Genomic DNA, 17,569 nt, shown 5'->3' with positions numbered 1-17,569 from the left:
ATGGCGCAGCTCGTCAAACTAGCTGATTACGTATCACGTTATGAAATAGACATATATCGTTATCCGAGCCGCTATGTGCGTTTGAAAAAAGAACGATGGCAGCGGATCAAAGCCGATTGGGAGGCGACAAGAAGGGAAGGAGAAGGGCCTTTATTTCAGCATTATGAAGAAAAGGGAACATGGAAAAAAGCACGGATGCTTCTCGCAAAGAACTGGAAAAAGAAGACGCAGGAGGAAATGGATCTCCCATCAAACTGGGAGCTTCGGCACCAGTCTGTTGATGCGCTGCGGGAACAGTTTGTTAAAGAGCTGCTGTCCTTTCAGCTGAACTGGGCAAGCTCCACTGTTTCAGAAATCTCTGCCATAGCTCCCGTACACCGGAATGATCCCTTGTTAAACTGGTTTCTCACCAGCTTTCCGGACACTTTTTTTCTGTTTTACGAACCTGTCCTCATGGCCGGACAGGCACCGGTTGAATGTGACACGCTGCTGCTTACGCCGAACGAGCTTTGGGTGCTCCACGTTCTCCCTGGAGACGGCACAACGATATACTCGTCGCAGGGGACCCGCTATTGGGAGAAGCGGGAAGGGGAGTCGCGTGAAACGCTGCTGCATCCATCTGTATCGATCAGAAGAACGGTAACGGTGCTGCAGCAGATTCTGCAGGGGAGCGGGATCAAGTTGAAAACAGCTGTTTTATGTCCCGATGGGTACATTGACACGGGCAAAAACAACAGGCTTGAATTTTACGACAAGCGCTCTATGTCGTTGTTTCAAAACAGCTTACGCAAAATGACAACTCCGATTAAAGCAGATCAGCTGAAAGCGGCCGAACAGCTGCTGGATGCTGGCTTGACGGTGTCGGAAAACCGGATGGATGCAGAACCGGAAAACGGCGTTGATTCAGAGGAAGAATTCCGTTAAGATAAGTAAGGCACTTATCAGTATGAAGGAGCGGAATCCTTGCGATGATACCGACAGAATTTACGTATATTCGCCGCGCCCCGGATTGGAACGGCGGGTTTGGTTTAGAACGGCTGCTGGAAGAGGACGTGCATTTTTTCGATAACATGCACTCGCTTCGCCAGGCTTGTCCAGCCGGCACCGTCTTTTTTATTTGTCCGCCGATGGCAGACAGCGAATTTGTTGAAATCAATGAGCACGTTACAAGGATGCTGGATAAACAGTTTCCAGGTTGAACATGCTAAAAGAGCCAGCAGAGAGCGAATATGCTCTCTGCTGGCTCTTTTACGTTTATTGACGCGGCTTTGGCACCGGCGAGAGCTTCCAGATTTCTGAAGCATACTCGTGGATCGTCCGATCGCTTGAAAATTTTCCGGAGTGGGCGATATTAATGGTGCTCATCTGCTGCCACTGCCGGTGGTTGCGGTACCGGGATTCTGCCAGCTCGTGTGCGTCAATATAGGAATCAAAATCCTTAAGTACAAAATAAGGATCATTGTTGTACATAATGTTGTGAAAAATATCCTTGAACTCGATTTCCTGTGATCCGAATTCGCCTCCATAAAGCTGGTCGAGGATCCGGCGGATGCGGTCATCCGCATGGTAAATATCTTTTGCGTTGTATCCGCCGTTTGCGTAATAATCATGCACCTGCTCGCTTGAGAGCCCGAAAATGAAAATGTTGTCGCGTCCAACAAAATCATTGATTTCGATGTTCGCTCCGTCCATGGTACCGATTGTCAGCGCTCCGTTCATCATCATCTTCATATTTCCGGTGCCGGACGCCTCCTTGCTGGCCGTGGAAATCTGTTCACTGAGCTCAGCTGCCGGAATAATTTTCTCGGCGAGGCTGACATTATAGTTTTCCAGGAAGATGACTTTGAGACGGTCACCGACAGCAGGGTCGTTATTTACGATGGAAGCAACATGGTGAATGAGCTTGATAATTTCCTTTGCCATGTAGTAGCCAGGAGCTGCTTTGGCACCAAAAATGAATGTACGGGGTGTCATATCCATCATCGGATTATCTTTCAGCTCGTTGTATAGATAGATCACATGAAAGATATTCATCAGCTGCCGCTTGTATTCATGGAGCCGTTTAATCTGCACATCAAAAATCGAATGTTCATTCACGGTGATACCGGTCCGCTGGCGGATCAGTTCTGCCAGGGATTTTTTATTTTCCTTCTTCACCTCCGCGATTTTGTCGAGAAATGGTGAATCATTTGAGTAACGCACGAGGGTGCTCAGCTTGGAAGGCTGCTCGACCCAGCCGCGTCCGATCGCATCAGAAATGAGCGAGGACAAACCGGGGTTTACCTGCAGAAGCCAGCGGCGATGCGTGATGCCGTTTGTTTTGTTATTGAACTTTTCCGGGAAGATTCTGTAAAAATCGTTCATTTCCGAGCGCTTTAATATTTCCGTATGCAGTTTGGCAACACCGTTGATGCTGAAGCTGCCGACAATCGCAAGACGGGCCATATGCACTTGGTCATCTGCGATCACGGCAACACTTGGGATCAAATCGCGGAAGGCAGGCTTATCGTAATAAATACCAAGGCAAAACCGCTCGTTGATCTCATTAATAATCATAAAGATACGAGGAAGCAGATTCTCCATCATGCTGACCGGCCATTTTTCGAGTGCTTCACTCAGCGTCGTATGATTGGTATAGGCGATCGTCTTCGTTGTGACCTTCCAGGCGTCGTCCCACGAAAAGCCCTCTTCATCCATCAGCAGTCTCATTAGTTCTGGAACTGCAAGCGACGGGTGCGTGTCGTTAATCTGGATGACCGTTTTCTCATGCATATTTTTTAACGATTTTGAGCAGCGCGTTTTGTGGTCCCGAATAATATTTTGAATGGTGGCTGATACGAGAAAATACTGCTGCTTCAGTCGAAGCTCTTTTCCTTCATAGCTTGAATCATCTGGATATAAAAAGCCGGAAATCTGCTCAACAGAATGCATGTGATCGAGATGGTGATAGTATTTCCCCTCTGCATCCGCAAGAATGTCCGTGTTTTCCGGAGCAAGCTCGGCACTCCAAAGGCGCAGGGTGTTTACTACGTCATTCTGGTAGCCCGCGACAGGAACGTCGTACGGAACGGCTTGCACTTCGTCGGTGTCATAATAGGAGAATTCCAGCGTGCCATCTGAGCGTTTATGCGGAACGACATGACCGCCGAAGTGAATGGTCAAGGATTCATCAGCCCGGCGCGTTTCCCAAGGATACTCTTCTTTCAGCCAGTAATCGGGAAGCTCTACCTGATTTCCGTGAATGATCCGCTGCTCAAATAAGCCGTAGCGGTAGCGGATGCCGCTGCCGTGCCCTGCGTACCGCAGAGAAGCAACAGAATCGAGAAAGCAGGCCGCGAGCCGTCCCAGGCCGCCATTGCCAAGCCCCGCGTCATGCTCTTGGCCATAGACGAGCTCCGGCTCAAAGCCTAACTTTTTCAGCGTAGTCGTACAGGTTTCCAGCAGACCGCAGTTTTGCAGGTTATTCTCCATAAGGCGCCCGATGAGAAATTCCATCGAAATGTAGTACATCTGACGTTCTTCCCGCTTATCATAATGCTTGCGAGTGTCCTGCCAGGAAGCGCTGAGCTGTTCCTGGACAATGGAAGCTACCGCGTAATACATGTCTTTTTCGCTTGCCTCTTCTACTCCGGTTCCCCGGAGACTGCGGAGCTTTTCCGTCAGCTGTTCTTCAAATGATTGCGTTGTAAGCACGATGGTTCCTCCTCTTTCGATTCCACGGCGCACAGGCCGTTTTGAGTTTACTCAGCGGACAGCGTCGGGTCAGTGAAGAGCGGTCGGAGCGCTCTGATTGTCACTTAAGGTGTGCATGCCGGATGCTCGTGCGGCACTACTTTTATGGAACGAGCTCTGCATACACGCCGCTGTAAAGCTTGGCTGAATCTTTCCAGCTGAAGCGGCTTTTATTAACATTTTTTAACAGCGGCTTAAACAAGTCATCCCGGTGATAGGCGAGCAGCGAATAACGCATTGCATACAGCAGCTCGTGGGCGTTGTAGTTAGCGAAACTGAAGCCGTTTCCTTCGCCGGTTACTTCGTTGAACGGCTGAACGGTGTCGCGAAGGCCGCCTGTTTCCCGGACGATTGGAATCGTCTTATACTGCAGAGAGATAAGCTGGGAAAGCCCGCAAGGCTCAAATTTTGACGGCATAATAAAGAAATCAGACGCCGCATAAATCTGTCTTGCAGCCGCTTCACTGAATTTCAGCTGAAGCGACATTTTATTCGGATATTTATTGGCAAAATACGCAAACGATTGTTCAAAAGCATAGTCACCGGTTCCCAGCATAACGACCTGCACGTTTTCCTGCAGAAATTCCTCCAGGATACGTTCAAGCAGATGGAAGCCCTTTTGTTCGACAAGTCGTGAAACGACTGCATACATAGGCACATCCGGATCCTCTGTCAGACAGAGCTCACGCTGGAGAAACCGCTTATTTTCCCGCTTCTTTGCACGGGAGGAGGTATATGGCGCGTAAATGTACGGATCCTTCTGCGGATTATATTCATCTGTGTCGATTCCATTGATAATGCCAATCAGATCTGCGGAGCGGTCGTTCAAAATGGAATCAAGCCCTTCGCTGTAATAGGGCTGCTTAATTTCTTCCGCATACGAAGGACTCACCGTCGTAATTTTATCTGCGTGGAACAGGGCAGCTTTCATACAATTGATCATGCCGTGCCATTCGAGGCCGGCAAAGTGCTCCATCCCAATATTCATCAGATCGCTGAATGCTTCGTGGGTCATCCAGCCTTGATATTGAATATTGTGAATCGTAAAGACCGTACGAATGTCGGTACGCATAATATTAGCGAACGCAACTGCAAGTCCAGCCTGCCAGTCGTGCGCGTGAAGAATGTCGATATCCCGGTCCAGAAGCGGAATTGCTTCGATCACAGCTCGGCTGAAAAAGACGTAGCGCTCACCATCATCAAAGTATCCATAGACGCCTTGACGGCCAAAATAAAACTCATTACGGATGAAATAGTGCGTGACGCCGTCATGGTCAAGGCGGTGCAAGGAGGCAGGCTGGTTGCGCCAGCCGACCGGAACTGTAAAATCAGCTACCTTTTCCAGCTGGTCCTTCCACTTATCATCCATCTCTTCATAAAGCGGCAGAATGACGCGTACTTCTGTTCCGCGCTCCTGTTGCAATGCTCTCGGCAGCGAGCCGATAACGTCAGCCAATCCTCCGGTTTTCATAAATGGGGTACATTCTGAAGCAGCAAAAAGTATCGTGCGCATGAATTGCTCTCCTCCTGATACGAATAAGTAATTGATAATGGGCAGGAGCCGGCAGGCAAGGCCCGCCGGCTTCTTTACGAAGCACGTAACGAAAGCGTATCCCGAATTGGATGACGGAACGCCCCCTGTTTCGCATTGCTATCAGATCTGTTTACGTTTTGCTACTACAAACGGTTTATCCTTGGACCCAATAAACGTTTGACCGCTGCTGATCCGGACATCTTTGTCGAGGATCACGTTTTCCAGATGAACATCCTCTTCGATGATGCAGCGCTGTAAAATAATCGAATTTTTTATGACGGCGCCTTTTCTCACCCGAACGCCTCTAAACAGCACGCTGTTATGCACGTCGCCGTCGATAACGCTTCCGTTTGCAAGCAGTGAATCTTTTACATCGGCCGTTTCGCGGTATTTCACCGGCGGCTCGTTACTGATTTTTGTCTGCACATATTCATTCTTGAAGAAAAGCTCGCGGTACGGATCGGGATCGAGCAGGTTCATGTTATGGCGGAAAAAGCTTTCGATCGAATTGACAAAGAAGCTGTAGCCGTCATATTGAAAATATTCTGCGTGTAGATCGTGCAGATTTTCTTTAATTCCGTGAAATAAAAAGTGATCTTTATGGAACGCGATGCATTGATCGACGAGACGGAGCAGCACTTCTTTTTTGATGATATAGACGTTCGTAAACGCATGCATATTTTCCTGATCGTTGGTCAGGTTAATGACTTTTCCAGCTCCATCGGTCTCAAGCCTCAGCTGCGGAACGTGCTCCGGCAGTGACTCGTTCAGCTGCACGCTGATAAGCGTGACGTCGGCGCCTGTTTCCAGGTGATGCTGAAACGCATCATCAAAATTCGTGTTTGCAATAAACTGGCTGCCGCTCACCAGAACATGATCGGCTTTTGAGCGGTGGAAGTAATCCCGATTATTGTGAAAATGGCGAAGATCCCCTCTTGAAATATCGGTCGGATCATTCCAGTCGGGAGGGAGAATGAAGAGTCCGCCGTGACGTCTTGCCAGCTCCCAGTCGGCGCCGGTGCCGACATGGTCCATCAGGGACCGGTATTTCTTATTCGTAAACACTGCTACTTCTTCAATGCGTGTTTTCACCATGTTCGACAGCGTAAAGTCAATCAGCCGATATCGTCCGGCAAAAGGTGCAGCTGCTCCGCAGCGGAAGTATGTCAGCTCTTCAAGAAAATCATGTTCATGCTCCAGGTTAATAAGCCCCATCAGTGTATTCATCGGCACATCCTCCTTTAAGTTAACTGTTCCACGTATTCGTCGTTGATGACCACCGGCTCGGGTTCTTTCGTTCCGTCAATCACCGTATTATCCGGAATCACGACGTTTTCCATAATAATCGCCCGCTCGATCGTGCAGTTTCTGCCGACTTTGACGTGCGGATGAAGGATCGACTTATTGACAGTCGTGCCAGTTCCAATCTCGACGCATTGGAACAAAATGGAGTTCTTAACGGTGCCGCTGATCCACGATCCGGAATTGATCAGGGAATTTTCGACGACAGCCCGGCTGTCAAGAAATTGAGGCGGGTAGTTAACGTCCTGGGAATACGTGCGCCATTCTTTGTTGTTAAGGGAGACGGAAAGATCTTCTTCAAGCAGATCCATATTCGCTTCCCAGTAGCTCTGAATGGTTCCTACGTCTTTCCAGTAGCCTTCAAAGCGGTAGGCAAACATGCGCTTCCCTTCATTCAGCATCGCTGGGATGATATCCTTACCGAAGTCGTGGTCGGAATCTGTTTTTTCCGCATCCTCCAGGAGGTAGCTGCGGAGTGTTTTCCAGTTAAAGATATAAATCCCCATGGAGGCCAAATTGTTTTTAGGCTCTTTCGGTTTTTCGTCAAACTCGTAAATTTCAAGATTGTCCTTCGTATTCAAAATACCGAAGCGGGATGCTTCTTCCCACGGCACTTCAATCACTGAAATGGTTGCATCCGACTGCTTTTCTTCATGGTGCTGAATCAGATCATCGTAGTTCATCTGATAGATATGGTCCCCGGAAATAACAAGAATATAATCCGGATCGTATTGATCGATGTAATGAATGTTCTGGTAAATGGCATCTGCTGTGCCGGAATACCAGCTTCCGCCGCGTTTAGCCGTGTATGGGGAAAGAATCGTGAGGCCGTCAAACTGACGGTCCATGTCCCACGGCTTGCCAATGCCGATATGCTTATGCAGAGCGAGCGGAGAGTACTGCGTCAGCACTCCGACTGTCTGAATACCGGAATTGGAGCAGTTGGAGAGTGTAAAATCAATAATTCGGTACTTTCCTCCGAAAGGAACGGCTGGCTTAGCCAAATCCTTCGTCAGCAGGCCGAGTCTTTTCCCTTCACCGCCGGCCAGCAGCATTCCTACACACTGTTTTTTCATGACAAATTCCTCCTCTTGAATAAAGCATGCCTTTGTCTGTCAGGAGTCTTTCCGGTACCTGTTTACGAGCGGCGGGCAGCTTTTGATTTCTGAAAAATGCAGACCGCAAAGGGAGGCACTTTTATTTGAATATGCTGCGGCATACTGTGCCATTGCTCAGGAAAGCTGAAATGCTTCTCTTCGTTCACCTGTCCAGAGCCACCGTAACGGTCCAGATCTGAATTAAAAACTTCTTCATACGTACCTGGCTCCGGTACGCCGATTTTGTAGTCGTAGTGAACGACCGGCGTAAAGTTGCAGACAACGAGCAGCGTCTCCTCGGGCTTGCGTGATTTACGCTGAAAACAAATAACACTTTGTTCGCTGTTGTGCGGATCGATCCATTCAAATCCGTTGCCGTCATGGTCCAGCTCATGCAGAGCAGGGTAGTCTTTGTAAAGGTGATTCAGTTCCTTCACGTAGGACTTCATCGCATCGTGCAGCGGGTAGTCGAGCAGGAGCCAGTCAAGCCCCTCCTGGTCACGCCATTCGGCGTATTGGGCAAACTCCCCGCCCATAAACAGCAGCTTCTTTCCCGGGTGAGCTATCTTATATCCATACAGCAGCCGCAGCTGGGCAAACTGCTGCCATTGATCTCCCGGCATTTTATCGACAAGTGCCTTTTTCCCGTGGACAACTTCATCATGGGATAGGGGAAGTACATAGTTTTCACTGAAAGCATACATAAAGGAAAATGTCAGCAGGTTGTGGTGCCATTTCCTGTAATAGGAATCATATTCCATATACTTCAGCATGTCGTTCATCCAGCCCATATTCCACTTATAGTTGAAGCCTAGACCGCCTGTATAGGTCGGAGCTGTGACGAGCGGAATGTCGGAGCTGTCTTCTGCCATCATGAGCGCATCGGGATTAAAGGCAAAGACGGCTTCGTTCAACTTTCGCAGAAAGGCAAGTGCCTCGAGATTCTCTTCGCCCCCGTACGAGTTATAAAGCTTCGGTTTATCGTCCCCGCGGTCGAAGTTTAAATACAGCATACTTGCCACAGCATCAACGCGGATACCGTCAACGTGGCACTCTTCAAACCAGAACAGCGCATTGGAGACGAGGAAGCTTTGAATCTCCGGTCTGCCAAAGTCGAACGTGAGCGTCCCCCAGGATGGTTTGTCCGCTTTTTCAATATCTGCATATTCAAACAACGGCTCGCCGTCGAACATGCGCAGACCGTGGTCATCCCGGCAGAAGTGACCGGGCACCCAGTCCATGATCACTCCGATGCCCTGCTGGTGGCATTCATCAACAAATGCTTTAAATTCATTGGGGGTCCCGTAGCGGCTTGTCACCGAAAAGTATCCGGTGATCTGATAGCCCCAGGATAAGTCAAAGGGGTGTTCGGCGAGCGGCATCAGCTCTATGTGGGTGTAGCCCATTTCTTTTACATAAGGAATCAGGAGCTCGGCCATCTCCGTATACGTATACAGCGAACCATCTTCTTTCTGCTTCCACGTTCCGAAATGAACTTCGTAAATGTTTACAGGTTTTTCATAGCTGGGAGTTTTCCCTTTCGAAGCCATCCATTCAGTATCATTCCATGTATAACCGTCATAGTCATACGGCACGACAGATGCCGTCGCAGGCCTCAGCTCTGACTGGCGTGCGAAGGGATCCGCTTTCAGGCCGCTCCATCCATTTTCGTGGCGGATGGCATATTTATAGGAAGCGCCGGCCTCAATGTCGGTAAAAAATGCGCCCCATAAGCCAGCTTCCGAGCACGGCTCCAGCGGGTGGCTTTCCCACTCCCAGTCGTTAAAGCTGCCAGTGACGCTGACAGATTTAGCGTGTGGAGCCCATACAACAAAACGGAAACCATGTACGCCATTTTCCTGATGAGGATGACAGCCAAGGATCCGGTGGGAGAAATAATTAGTACCCTGATGGAACAAGTAAATGTCATCTTCCGTAATGAGGTTTTGCATGCAGGGCATTCCTCCTTTCATAGGAATCAACGCGTAAAAACGCATACTACACTTATTCGATTTTAATAGGAAAAAGTCCTGTATGAATTTTAATTAAATTTAGAAAATTATTGAATGATCATTCATTTTATGCTTTGGCTTGAAACCTGTCGGAAAAGGGAATAGCATGGAACAGAATTCGAAGAGATGAGGGTGGGCAGGATGATGAAAGCATGGCTTGATGAACGTCACATTGTGACGATAGAAGCAGACCGTTTTGAGGACAGGGCAGAATTAATGTCGGAGAGCGGTCTTACTTACAGCTTGTATTACGAAAAGGCGCTTGATCATGAAACAGCGGTGTACCGCTGTACCGATCTGCTGCCGGTCGAACGCAGCATGCGGTTGAAGCTTGGAGCAGCTGAAGCCCCGGTGTATCTGCGCCGTATCGTCCGGGACCCGGCATTCGACGCAGAATTTCCTGGAGATTTGGAGAGACTTGGCGCTGTGCTTGAAAACGGCGTAACCGTTTTTCGTATGTGGTCGCCCTGTGCAGAAGCTGTTTCAGTGCAAATCGGGGAATCCAAAAAAGATATGGTGATCAATGCGAACGGAACATGGGAAGCATGGGCTGACCGAGACCTTTCCGGCACACCCTATTTATATGAATGTTTCATCCACGGCGAGGAGGTCGTGGCTGTCGATCCATATGCGAAGGCGTTGACTGCCAATGGTGAAGAAGCGGTCGTCTATCACCCGCAGAGCCGGGAGGACGCCTCTGGACGTCCATTTATAGAGCATACGCAGGACAGCATCATTTATGAACTTCATATCCGCGATGCCACGATTCATCCCGACAGCGGAGTCACATGGAAAGGGAAGTACAAAGGGTTGACGGAACGGGGAACGGTGAACAGCAGCGGAGACAGTACCGGCTTAAGCTATATCAAAGAGCTCGGTGTCACCCATGTGCAATGTCTGCCGTTTAATGATTTTGCACGGGTCGATGACAATCATCCGGACGACTATTATAACTGGGGCTATGATCCGCTTTTCTTTCAAGTACCGGAAGGCAGCTACGCAACGGACCCGCAGGATCCGCTCTGCCGGGTACGCGAGCTTCAGGAGATGATAGATGCTTTTCATGACGAGGGACTTGGCGTCATTGCCGATGTCGTATTCAATCACGTATTCATCCGTGAAGAATCCTCCTTTGAAAAGCTGGTGCCGGGCTATTACTTTCGCTTTCATTTGGACGGATCCCCGAGCAACGGAACGGGAGTCGGCAACGACTTTGCATCTGAGCGCCATATGGCGAGAAAATTTATTCTGGACACGATCGACTACTGGCTGACACACTTCCGACTCGACGGCTTTCGATTTGATTTAATGGGGGCACTCGACAAGCTGACCATGAGGCTGATATCAGCACGCTGCCAGGAGGAGAGCATCCCGGTTGTCCTGCTTGGAGAAGGATGGGACCTGCCGACGGCCCTCGCCTCCGATCAAAAAACGGTTAATACGCAGGCGGGAGATGTGCCGGAAGTCCGGTTCTTCAATGACTTTTTCAGAGACACGGTTAAAGGAGGATTGTTTGATTTTAATGACTTCGGATTTGTAAATGGAAAGGGCCGCTTTATTGAACGGATGCCCCAGCTCGTGAAAGGATCTGCCGATACGATGGAGTGGGCAGAGCCGCACGTTTCTGAAGTGACACAGACGGTTAATTATGTCGAGTGCCACGACAATCATACGCTGTGGGACAGGCTGCGGCGCTCAAACGAAGCGGAGAGCGAGGCGGACCGCAGAGCGATGCATGAGCTTGCTTCGGCGCTCGTTCTCATCAGCCAGGGTGTTCCGTTTCTTCATGCAGGTCAGGAGTTTTTCCGGACAAAATTCGGGGAAGGGAACAGCTACATCTCCGGTGACCGCATCAACCAGCTGGACTGGGAGCGCCGCACCGAATATGATCCGCACATTGATACGGTAAAAGAACTGATTGCTATCCGGAAAAAATACGGTGTCTTCCGGCTTCGCTCTGCTGAATCTGTTCGCAGCAGACTTCATGTTTTAAGTACGCCTGCCCCGGTGTTCGGATTTTTGCTGCTTGCAGCGGAAGGGGACATCGCATTTTATGTGAATCCAACGAAGCGCCGCTATGAGCTGCAGCTTCCTGCTTCGGGTATTTGGCGCCTGCTCGTATCAAATAAAAAAGTGGAGCGCGTGCCGCTCGAAGGTGAATTTATGCACTTGGAGCCATATGAATTTATGCTCGTAAAAAAATCCCGTCAGTAGTTGAACAAACGGGAAAACTTATTTACAATGATAAAAGGCTTTTCCTGCGCTTTTTGAGCGTAAGTACGGAATCGGATAAGGGTGAAACGATTGGAACATTTCAGCATGGGGGAAGGATGGCACCTGCGCCCCGCCGGTGGAGCTACCGGTGAAGCGTACGTGGCCGAACAGGGACAACAAAAAATATTTGTGAAACGTAATTCGTCACCGTTCCTGGCAGTCCTTTCAGCTGAGGGAATTGTTCCAAAGCTGCTGTGGACGAAGCGCCTTGAGAACGGTGATGTTATTACAGCCCAGCAGTGGATCAGCGGCAGGGAGCTTAAGATAGCGGAAATGGACCATTCCCGCGTAGCAGAGCTTCTCGCTAAAATCCATCAGTCGCAGGAGCTTCTCGATATGTTTAAACGGATGGGCAACCGCCCGTTGATTCCGGGAAACATCTTTCGAGCCTTGCAGACACACGTGCGTCATAAAGGACTGGATCACGGCAGCTTGAAGCAGGCACTGCAGCAGCTGGAGTCCAGATTTCCCAATTTGACCGAACAGGATTTTGTCGTCTGCCATGCAGACGTGCATCATAATAACTGGATAGAGGACGAGAAAGGAAATTTATTCCTGATCGACTGGGATGGAGCGCAGGTAGCAGACCCTGCGCTCGATTTAGCCCCGCTTCTCTATGCCTATGTGCCGGAAGAAAGCTGGGAAATGTGGCTTCGAGCTTACGGCCGTAAGCCGGATGACAGCCTTTGGTACAGACTGTGGTGGTACCGCCTGGTGCAAAGCATCGAAAACATTCTCTGGTATAAAGAACGCGGAGATGAGGCACAGGCTGCAGGCTGGAATCTGAAGGTAGAAGAGCTTCTGCATAAAGGAAGCGGTGCACAGAGCTGAAACGCCGGTGCCGTGTGACAGGCTTCATGACGCATCAGCGTCGTGGAGCTCTTTTACTGTGTTTTTTACATGCTGCCTGCATGATGAACGGTACTGGATCATGAACGAACTTATTTGATAAAAGGAGAGACGAACGAAGATGAGATTGCGTAATAAGCCATGGGCCCCGGAATATTTAAAGGAAAACAATGATATTGTCGTGGAAGCACCATCCCGATGGAAAGGAAAGTGGCACGAGCATTTTAACAATGATGGGCCGCTGTATGTCGAAGTTGGGTCGGGTAAAGGAAAATTCGTAAACGATCTGGCAGAAGCCAATCCAGAAGTGAATGTGATCGGACTCGAACTGTATGAAAGTGTAATTGTGAATGGAGTCGAACAGGCGGTGGAAAAGCGAAAGCCTAATCTGCGGTTTCTGCAGGAAAACGCTGCAGATCTGCCGGACATGTTTGCTCCGGAAGAGATCGACCGGCTATATATTAATTTCACGGATCCGTGGCCGAAAAAGAGGCACGCAAAGAGAAGGCTCACACATGAAGGATTTCTGGATCTCTATCGAGAAGTACTACACAGAGAAGCAGAGATCCACTTTAAAACCGATAATCAGGGGCTGTTTGAATTCTCACTGGAGTCGTTCTCACGTGCAGGAGCACGTTTGAAAAATATCAGCCTGGACCTTCATCAAAGCGAAATGGAAGGAAACATCATGACAGAATATGAACAAAAGTTTTCGCAGAAGGGAATGCGGATTTACCGGCTGGAAGCTCAGCTTCATCATGATTAATAAGGTGGGGAAAGCATGGCATTGGAACAGCTGAACATCGGAAATAACATCACGCTTACTTGGCTTGACGGCGGCGACACGTTTATGGACGGAGGCGCTATGTTCGGAGTTGTACCAAAACCGCTCTGGTCGAGAAAGTATCCAGTTAATGAAAATAATCAGATTGAGCTTCGCTGCGATCCGATTCTCGTGCAGACGGAGGAGCAGATTCTGCTGATCGACAGTGGTATCGGCCGCAACAGGCTTTCGGAAAAAGCGCTGCGCAACTATGGCGTTACAGGAGAGTCCCGCGTCGAGGAAAATCTCGCGGAGCTTGGGCTTACGGCTGAGGATATTACGGATGTCGTGATGACCCACATGCATTTTGACCATGCTTGCGGTCTTGTTGCCGAGACAGAGGACGGGCCGGTTCCCGCCTTCCCGAATGCGGTCATTCACGTAAATGAAACGGAGTGGAAGGAGATGAGGGAGCCGAATATCCGCTCCAAAAACACGTATTTCAAAGAAAACTGGCAGCCGATTGAACAGCTCGTGCGCACCTATACAGACGAGCACGAGCCGTCGCCTGCGATTCGCATGATTCATACAGGCGGCCACAGCGCAGGTCATGCGATCATCCGCATTGAAGGTGCAGACAGCGTTTACTGGCACATGGCTGATATTATGCCGACGCATGCGCACCAAAACGCTCTTTGGGTGCTGGCGTATGACGACTACCCGATGGATTCGATTTATGCGAAGCAGAAATACGTGACAGAAGCACTTCAAAAAGAAAACTGGTTCTTTTTCTATCACGATTACAAATACCGCGCGATCCGCTGGGATGAAACCGGTAAAGAAGTAAAGGATGCTGTTGAACGGAAGGCAGCGGCAGAAAGTCCGTCCCGACGTTAACCAGTATTTAATCGAAAAAAGCGCTTCAGGATCTCATCATCCTGAAGCGCTTTTTGCTGCGCATCTACTCTTGCTTTTTAAAGTCTAAAATTGAACCTGTGGCTGCATCTACACGAAATTCGTAGGCGAAAACACCGTCTTCTTCCTCGATTGTGACACCGCCGCGGTAAACGTCATACACGAGCTGATCTTTTTCATAGCGCTCTGTGATCATGTGTACCCAAGACCCTTCAATTTTTCCGATATCGGAAGCCTTCTTTTTTACGAGTTTCAATGCTTTCTCCGGTGCAAGCACCGTTTCCTTCTGATCCAGCGTATTTTTTGCGATCATCGTGACGGCAACTCCTGCCCCCACTCCAGCAGCAAAGCGTTTCCAGCTCATGTTGAACACTCCTCTTCCTTCACATCTATTTCCTTCAGTATAGCGAAAGTGGGGGACATTGCCAATGGAAATCAAAGCGGTTTCATGAAAAAATAGGCAGAGAAGCAGAATTATTTCGAATAGCGAAAAAAACTGGAATCCACGTAGCTGCTCCGGTAGAATAGCAGGTGGAACAGATTACAGAAAGGGAGTGCAAGCATGCATCAGGATACATATCAGTTATTTGAAACGTTGACGCAGCTTCCGGGAGCTCCGGGCTTTGAACACGAAGTACGCCGCTTCGTAAAAAACGAACTCAGTCAGTACAGTGACGAAGTCGTTCAGGACAGACTGGGAAGTGTGTTTGGCGTCAAGCACGGGTCCGAGGATGATCCGCGCGTAATGGTAGCAGGTCATATGGACGAAGTTGGTTTTATGGTTACGTCCATTGACGATAAAGGACTGATTCGCTTTCAGCCGCTGGGCGGCTGGTGGAGTCAGGTGCTGCTGGCACAGCGTCTGCATATCATAACGGACAATGGGCCGGTTACCGGTGTCATTGGATCCGTTCCGCCGCACCTTCTTGATGAAGCGAAGCGGAGTAAACCGATGGATATAAAAAATATGTATATTGACATTGGCGCTGATGATAAAGCAGATGCTGAAAAGATCGGTATTAAACCAGGTCAGCAGATCGTGCCGGTCTGTCCGATGGAAAGGCTCGCAAACGAGAAAAAACTGCTCGCCAAAGCCTGGGACAACCGCTACGGTGTCGGCCTTTCTATTGAGCTTTTAAAAGAGCTTCAGGGAGAAACGCTTCCGAATACGCTCTATTCCGGAGCAACTGTCCAGGAAGAAGTCGGTCTGCGCGGGGCACAGACAGCAGCCGCCATGATTCGTCCGGATATTTTTTACGCTCTGGATGCAAGCCCTGCTAACGATGCTTCCGGTGAAAAAGATGCGTTTGGAAAACTCGGTGGAGGAGCGCTGCTTCGTATTTTTGACCGGACGATGATCACACACCGGGGAATGCGTGAATTTATTCTGGATACGGCAGAATCGAACAAGATACCTTATCAGTTCTTTATCTCGCAAGGGGGCACCGATGCTGGACGAGTCCACATTTCCAATAACGGTGTACCATCAGCTGTCATTGGCATATGCTCGCGCTACATTCACACCGCTGCATCAATGATGCATGTAGATGACTACGCAGCGGCGAAAGAGCTGCTCGTCAAGCTGGTGAAAGCAACAGACCGCACGACGATGCAGACGATTCGTGACAACGTGTAACAGACGCGCATCATAAAAGCCTGCCGAAGTAACCTGTGCGGCAGGCTTTTCAGAGTGTGGATAAAGTCATTTTAAGTGAATAACGTTGCACCTGCCTACATCTACGGACACTCGCTTTCCGGAGGGAACGGCTTCAGCTAACCGCTCCCTCCTGTTGTCAGAAGCGCTGGATCTTCGCCTCGTTCGGATCCTCCAGGAGTCGAGATCCTCCAATTTGGCAGCTGCCAGTCCGGTTGAAACACCTGGTGATGATTCGCACGTGCTTGTTCCATATGGGTGGAACCTTTATATAGGCAACACTTCGATGTCGAATAAGGATTACCAGTGCTTTCACGTATGTACCATGGAACAGTCGTATCTACCGATCGGAACGTTTTTCTCCAACAAACAAATCCATTTTCCCTTCGTGTCCGGCGTGCCCGTGGAAGCCGCGCAGCCTGAAGATGCCGTGCCGTTCAGATCTGCGAACGGCATCCACGCTCGAGCGGAGCCGGACTGGGTCTTGAAGGCTTCTTGTAAGAAGCCTGTGTCCGCGTGAAGCCGTGCCTTTCTTCCCTTCATACGGGATCACCCTGAGACATAGCTGAAGGCCAGCCCACGGCAGGCTCGGTTAACAGAGGGGAAAGTCAACCAAACGAATAAATAATGAAGTTGAAAGACTTTTTCGTCTTCACAAGGTTTCCAGCTTTCAAGAGGGGCCAGCGGTCTGCTGGTTTATGCCGCTTATGCTACTCGGTCTCAAAGATATAGGACAGAGCTTGCAGTGCTTGATCCGAGGTTTCAACGGTGACCTGTGCCTTTTCAGAGAGCTCTTTTAAGGCATGGTGAAGCTTTTCCGGACGCACGAGAATCAAGGGTTTGTTGAGGGCGATCGCAGCGCCGGCGTCCATCGCGCTGTTCCACTGACGGTAGTCTTCCCCAAAGAGTGCGAGCACGACATCCGAACGGTTCAGCAGCACTCTCGTACGTAAATTGTTCATTTGGGAAGCCGCCTCATCCTTGGCAATTTTATTAGCCTGCTCTCCGAGAATCTCTTCTCCGATATTGTCAGATCGGCTGTGGTTTTCCATCGGACCGGTAAAGTGGATCGGCAGGCCTTGCTGCTGTGCTTTATCCTTCAGATCGCGCCGCCAGTCATCGTGGATTTGTCCTGCCAGATAAACGGTGATTTCCATTCTGAACACTCCTTATCATTTAAGTGATGCCCGATTGAGAGGGCTTCCTCTACTATCATCAAAAACGTACCGGCGTGTCAACTAATTGGAAGCGGTGAACCGCTGACAGCTTGCCATGCTCGGACACGAGAAAAAATTGCGGGCTGCGGGAAGAAGAAATGCAAGAGCTGGTTTATCTGTTTAGAAAGGCAACTAAAGCTCCCATATAACCTCCGCAATTCGCCTTCATTCGACAAATGTTACAAAAATGTTTCGCGTTTGTAACAGAACTGTGATATGA

15 protein-coding genes are annotated in these 17,569 nt (G+C 49.5%); 7 read left to right on the top strand and 8 right to left on the bottom strand.

Annotated features, from left to right (window positions below):
* Together ACSZLD_RS01545 and ACSZLD_RS01540 are read left to right on the top strand one after the other, a co-directional pair.
* Positions 1 to 924 (top strand): hypothetical protein, encoded by a 924-nt coding sequence (locus tag ACSZLD_RS01545; RefSeq protein ID WP_444684037.1) that lies wholly within the window; start codon positions 1 to 3, stop codon positions 922 to 924.
* A gap of 44 nt (positions 925 to 968) precedes the next feature.
* Positions 969 to 1,199, top strand: a complete 231-nt coding sequence (locus tag ACSZLD_RS01540) for a hypothetical protein (RefSeq protein ID WP_444684036.1) — start codon at positions 969 to 971, stop codon at positions 1,197 to 1,199.
* Between the two features lie 55 nt (positions 1,200 to 1,254).
* Here the strand turns inward: ACSZLD_RS01540 and ACSZLD_RS01535 are convergent, their stop codons facing one another.
* From ACSZLD_RS01535 to glgB, 5 genes are all read right to left on the bottom strand, one after another.
* Positions 1,255 to 3,696: a glycogen/starch/alpha-glucan phosphorylase gene (locus tag ACSZLD_RS01535; RefSeq protein WP_444684109.1), complete on the bottom strand. Its 2,442-nt coding sequence runs from the start codon at positions 3,694 to 3,696 to the stop codon at positions 1,255 to 1,257.
* Positions 3,697 to 3,835: 139 nt separating this feature from the next.
* On the bottom strand, positions 3,836 to 5,245 hold the full coding sequence (gene glgA / locus ACSZLD_RS01530; protein ID WP_377910193.1) for a glycogen synthase GlgA: 1,410 nt from the start codon (positions 5,243 to 5,245) through the stop codon (positions 3,836 to 3,838).
* Positions 5,246 to 5,386: 141 nt separating this feature from the next.
* Positions 5,387 to 6,493 carry a glucose-1-phosphate adenylyltransferase subunit GlgD gene (gene glgD / locus ACSZLD_RS01525; protein WP_444684035.1) on the bottom strand — a complete coding sequence of 369 codons (1,107 nt, stop codon included), beginning with the start codon at positions 6,491 to 6,493 and terminating at the stop codon, positions 5,387 to 5,389.
* A gap of 14 nt (positions 6,494 to 6,507) precedes the next feature.
* Positions 6,508 to 7,644, bottom strand: a complete 1,137-nt coding sequence (locus ACSZLD_RS01520) for a glucose-1-phosphate adenylyltransferase (RefSeq protein ID WP_444684034.1) — start codon at positions 7,642 to 7,644, stop codon at positions 6,508 to 6,510.
* A gap of 62 nt (positions 7,645 to 7,706) precedes the next feature.
* Positions 7,707 to 9,617 carry a 1,4-alpha-glucan branching protein GlgB gene (glgB, locus tag ACSZLD_RS01515; RefSeq protein ID WP_444684033.1) on the bottom strand — a complete coding sequence of 637 codons (1,911 nt, stop codon included), beginning with the start codon at positions 9,615 to 9,617 and terminating at the stop codon, positions 7,707 to 7,709.
* Positions 9,618 to 9,818: 201 nt separating this feature from the next.
* Between glgB and pulA the strand changes: the two genes are divergently transcribed.
* The 4 genes from pulA to ACSZLD_RS01495 all read left to right on the top strand — a co-directional run bounded on the left by pulA (position 9,819) and on the right by ACSZLD_RS01495 (position 14,460).
* Positions 9,819 to 11,891, top strand: coding sequence for a type I pullulanase (gene pulA, locus ACSZLD_RS01510; RefSeq protein ID WP_444684032.1), 2,073 nt, complete (start codon positions 9,819 to 9,821; stop codon positions 11,889 to 11,891).
* 90 nt (positions 11,892 to 11,981) lie between these two features.
* Positions 11,982 to 12,782 carry a phosphotransferase family protein gene (locus tag ACSZLD_RS01505; RefSeq protein ID WP_377910325.1) on the top strand — a complete coding sequence of 267 codons (801 nt, stop codon included), beginning with the start codon at positions 11,982 to 11,984 and terminating at the stop codon, positions 12,780 to 12,782.
* Positions 12,783 to 12,921: 139 nt separating this feature from the next.
* Positions 12,922 to 13,566: a tRNA (guanosine(46)-N7)-methyltransferase TrmB gene (trmB, locus tag ACSZLD_RS01500; RefSeq protein WP_377910188.1), complete on the top strand. Its 645-nt coding sequence runs from the start codon at positions 12,922 to 12,924 to the stop codon at positions 13,564 to 13,566.
* Between the two features lie 21 nt (positions 13,567 to 13,587).
* Positions 13,588 to 14,460 (top strand): YtnP family quorum-quenching lactonase, encoded by an 873-nt coding sequence (locus tag ACSZLD_RS01495; RefSeq protein ID WP_417281519.1) that lies wholly within the window; start codon positions 13,588 to 13,590, stop codon positions 14,458 to 14,460.
* 64 nt (positions 14,461 to 14,524) lie between these two features.
* On the opposite strand, the gene ACSZLD_RS01490 is transcribed toward ACSZLD_RS01495, so the two are convergent.
* Positions 14,525 to 14,842, bottom strand: a complete 318-nt coding sequence (locus ACSZLD_RS01490; RefSeq protein WP_377910186.1) for a PepSY domain-containing protein — start codon at positions 14,840 to 14,842, stop codon at positions 14,525 to 14,527.
* 198 nt (positions 14,843 to 15,040) lie between these two features.
* Between ACSZLD_RS01490 and ACSZLD_RS01485 the strand changes: the two genes are divergently transcribed.
* Positions 15,041 to 16,114 (top strand): M42 family metallopeptidase, encoded by a 1,074-nt coding sequence (locus ACSZLD_RS01485; RefSeq protein ID WP_377910185.1) that lies wholly within the window; start codon positions 15,041 to 15,043, stop codon positions 16,112 to 16,114.
* Positions 16,115 to 16,251: 137 nt separating this feature from the next.
* On the opposite strand, the gene ACSZLD_RS01480 is transcribed toward ACSZLD_RS01485, so the two are convergent.
* Together ACSZLD_RS01480 and ACSZLD_RS01475 are read right to left on the bottom strand one after the other, a co-directional pair.
* The gene (locus ACSZLD_RS01480) at positions 16,252 to 16,386 is read right to left on the bottom strand and encodes a hypothetical protein (RefSeq protein ID WP_444684031.1); all 135 of its coding nucleotides are present in this window, start codon (positions 16,384 to 16,386) and stop codon (positions 16,252 to 16,254) included.
* A 456-nt stretch (positions 16,387 to 16,842) separates the two neighbouring features.
* The gene (locus tag ACSZLD_RS01475) at positions 16,843 to 17,289 is read right to left on the bottom strand and encodes a YtoQ family protein (RefSeq protein WP_444684030.1); all 447 of its coding nucleotides are present in this window, start codon (positions 17,287 to 17,289) and stop codon (positions 16,843 to 16,845) included.
* Between the last annotated feature and the right edge of the window lie 280 nt (positions 17,290 to 17,569).

It is taken from the genome of Alkalicoccus luteus (assembly GCF_052061695.1).
GTDB classification, from domain to species: Bacteria; Bacillota; Bacilli; order Bacillales; family Salisediminibacteriaceae; genus Alkalicoccus; species Alkalicoccus luteus.
This window is presented reverse-complemented; position numbering and strand designations above follow the sequence as displayed.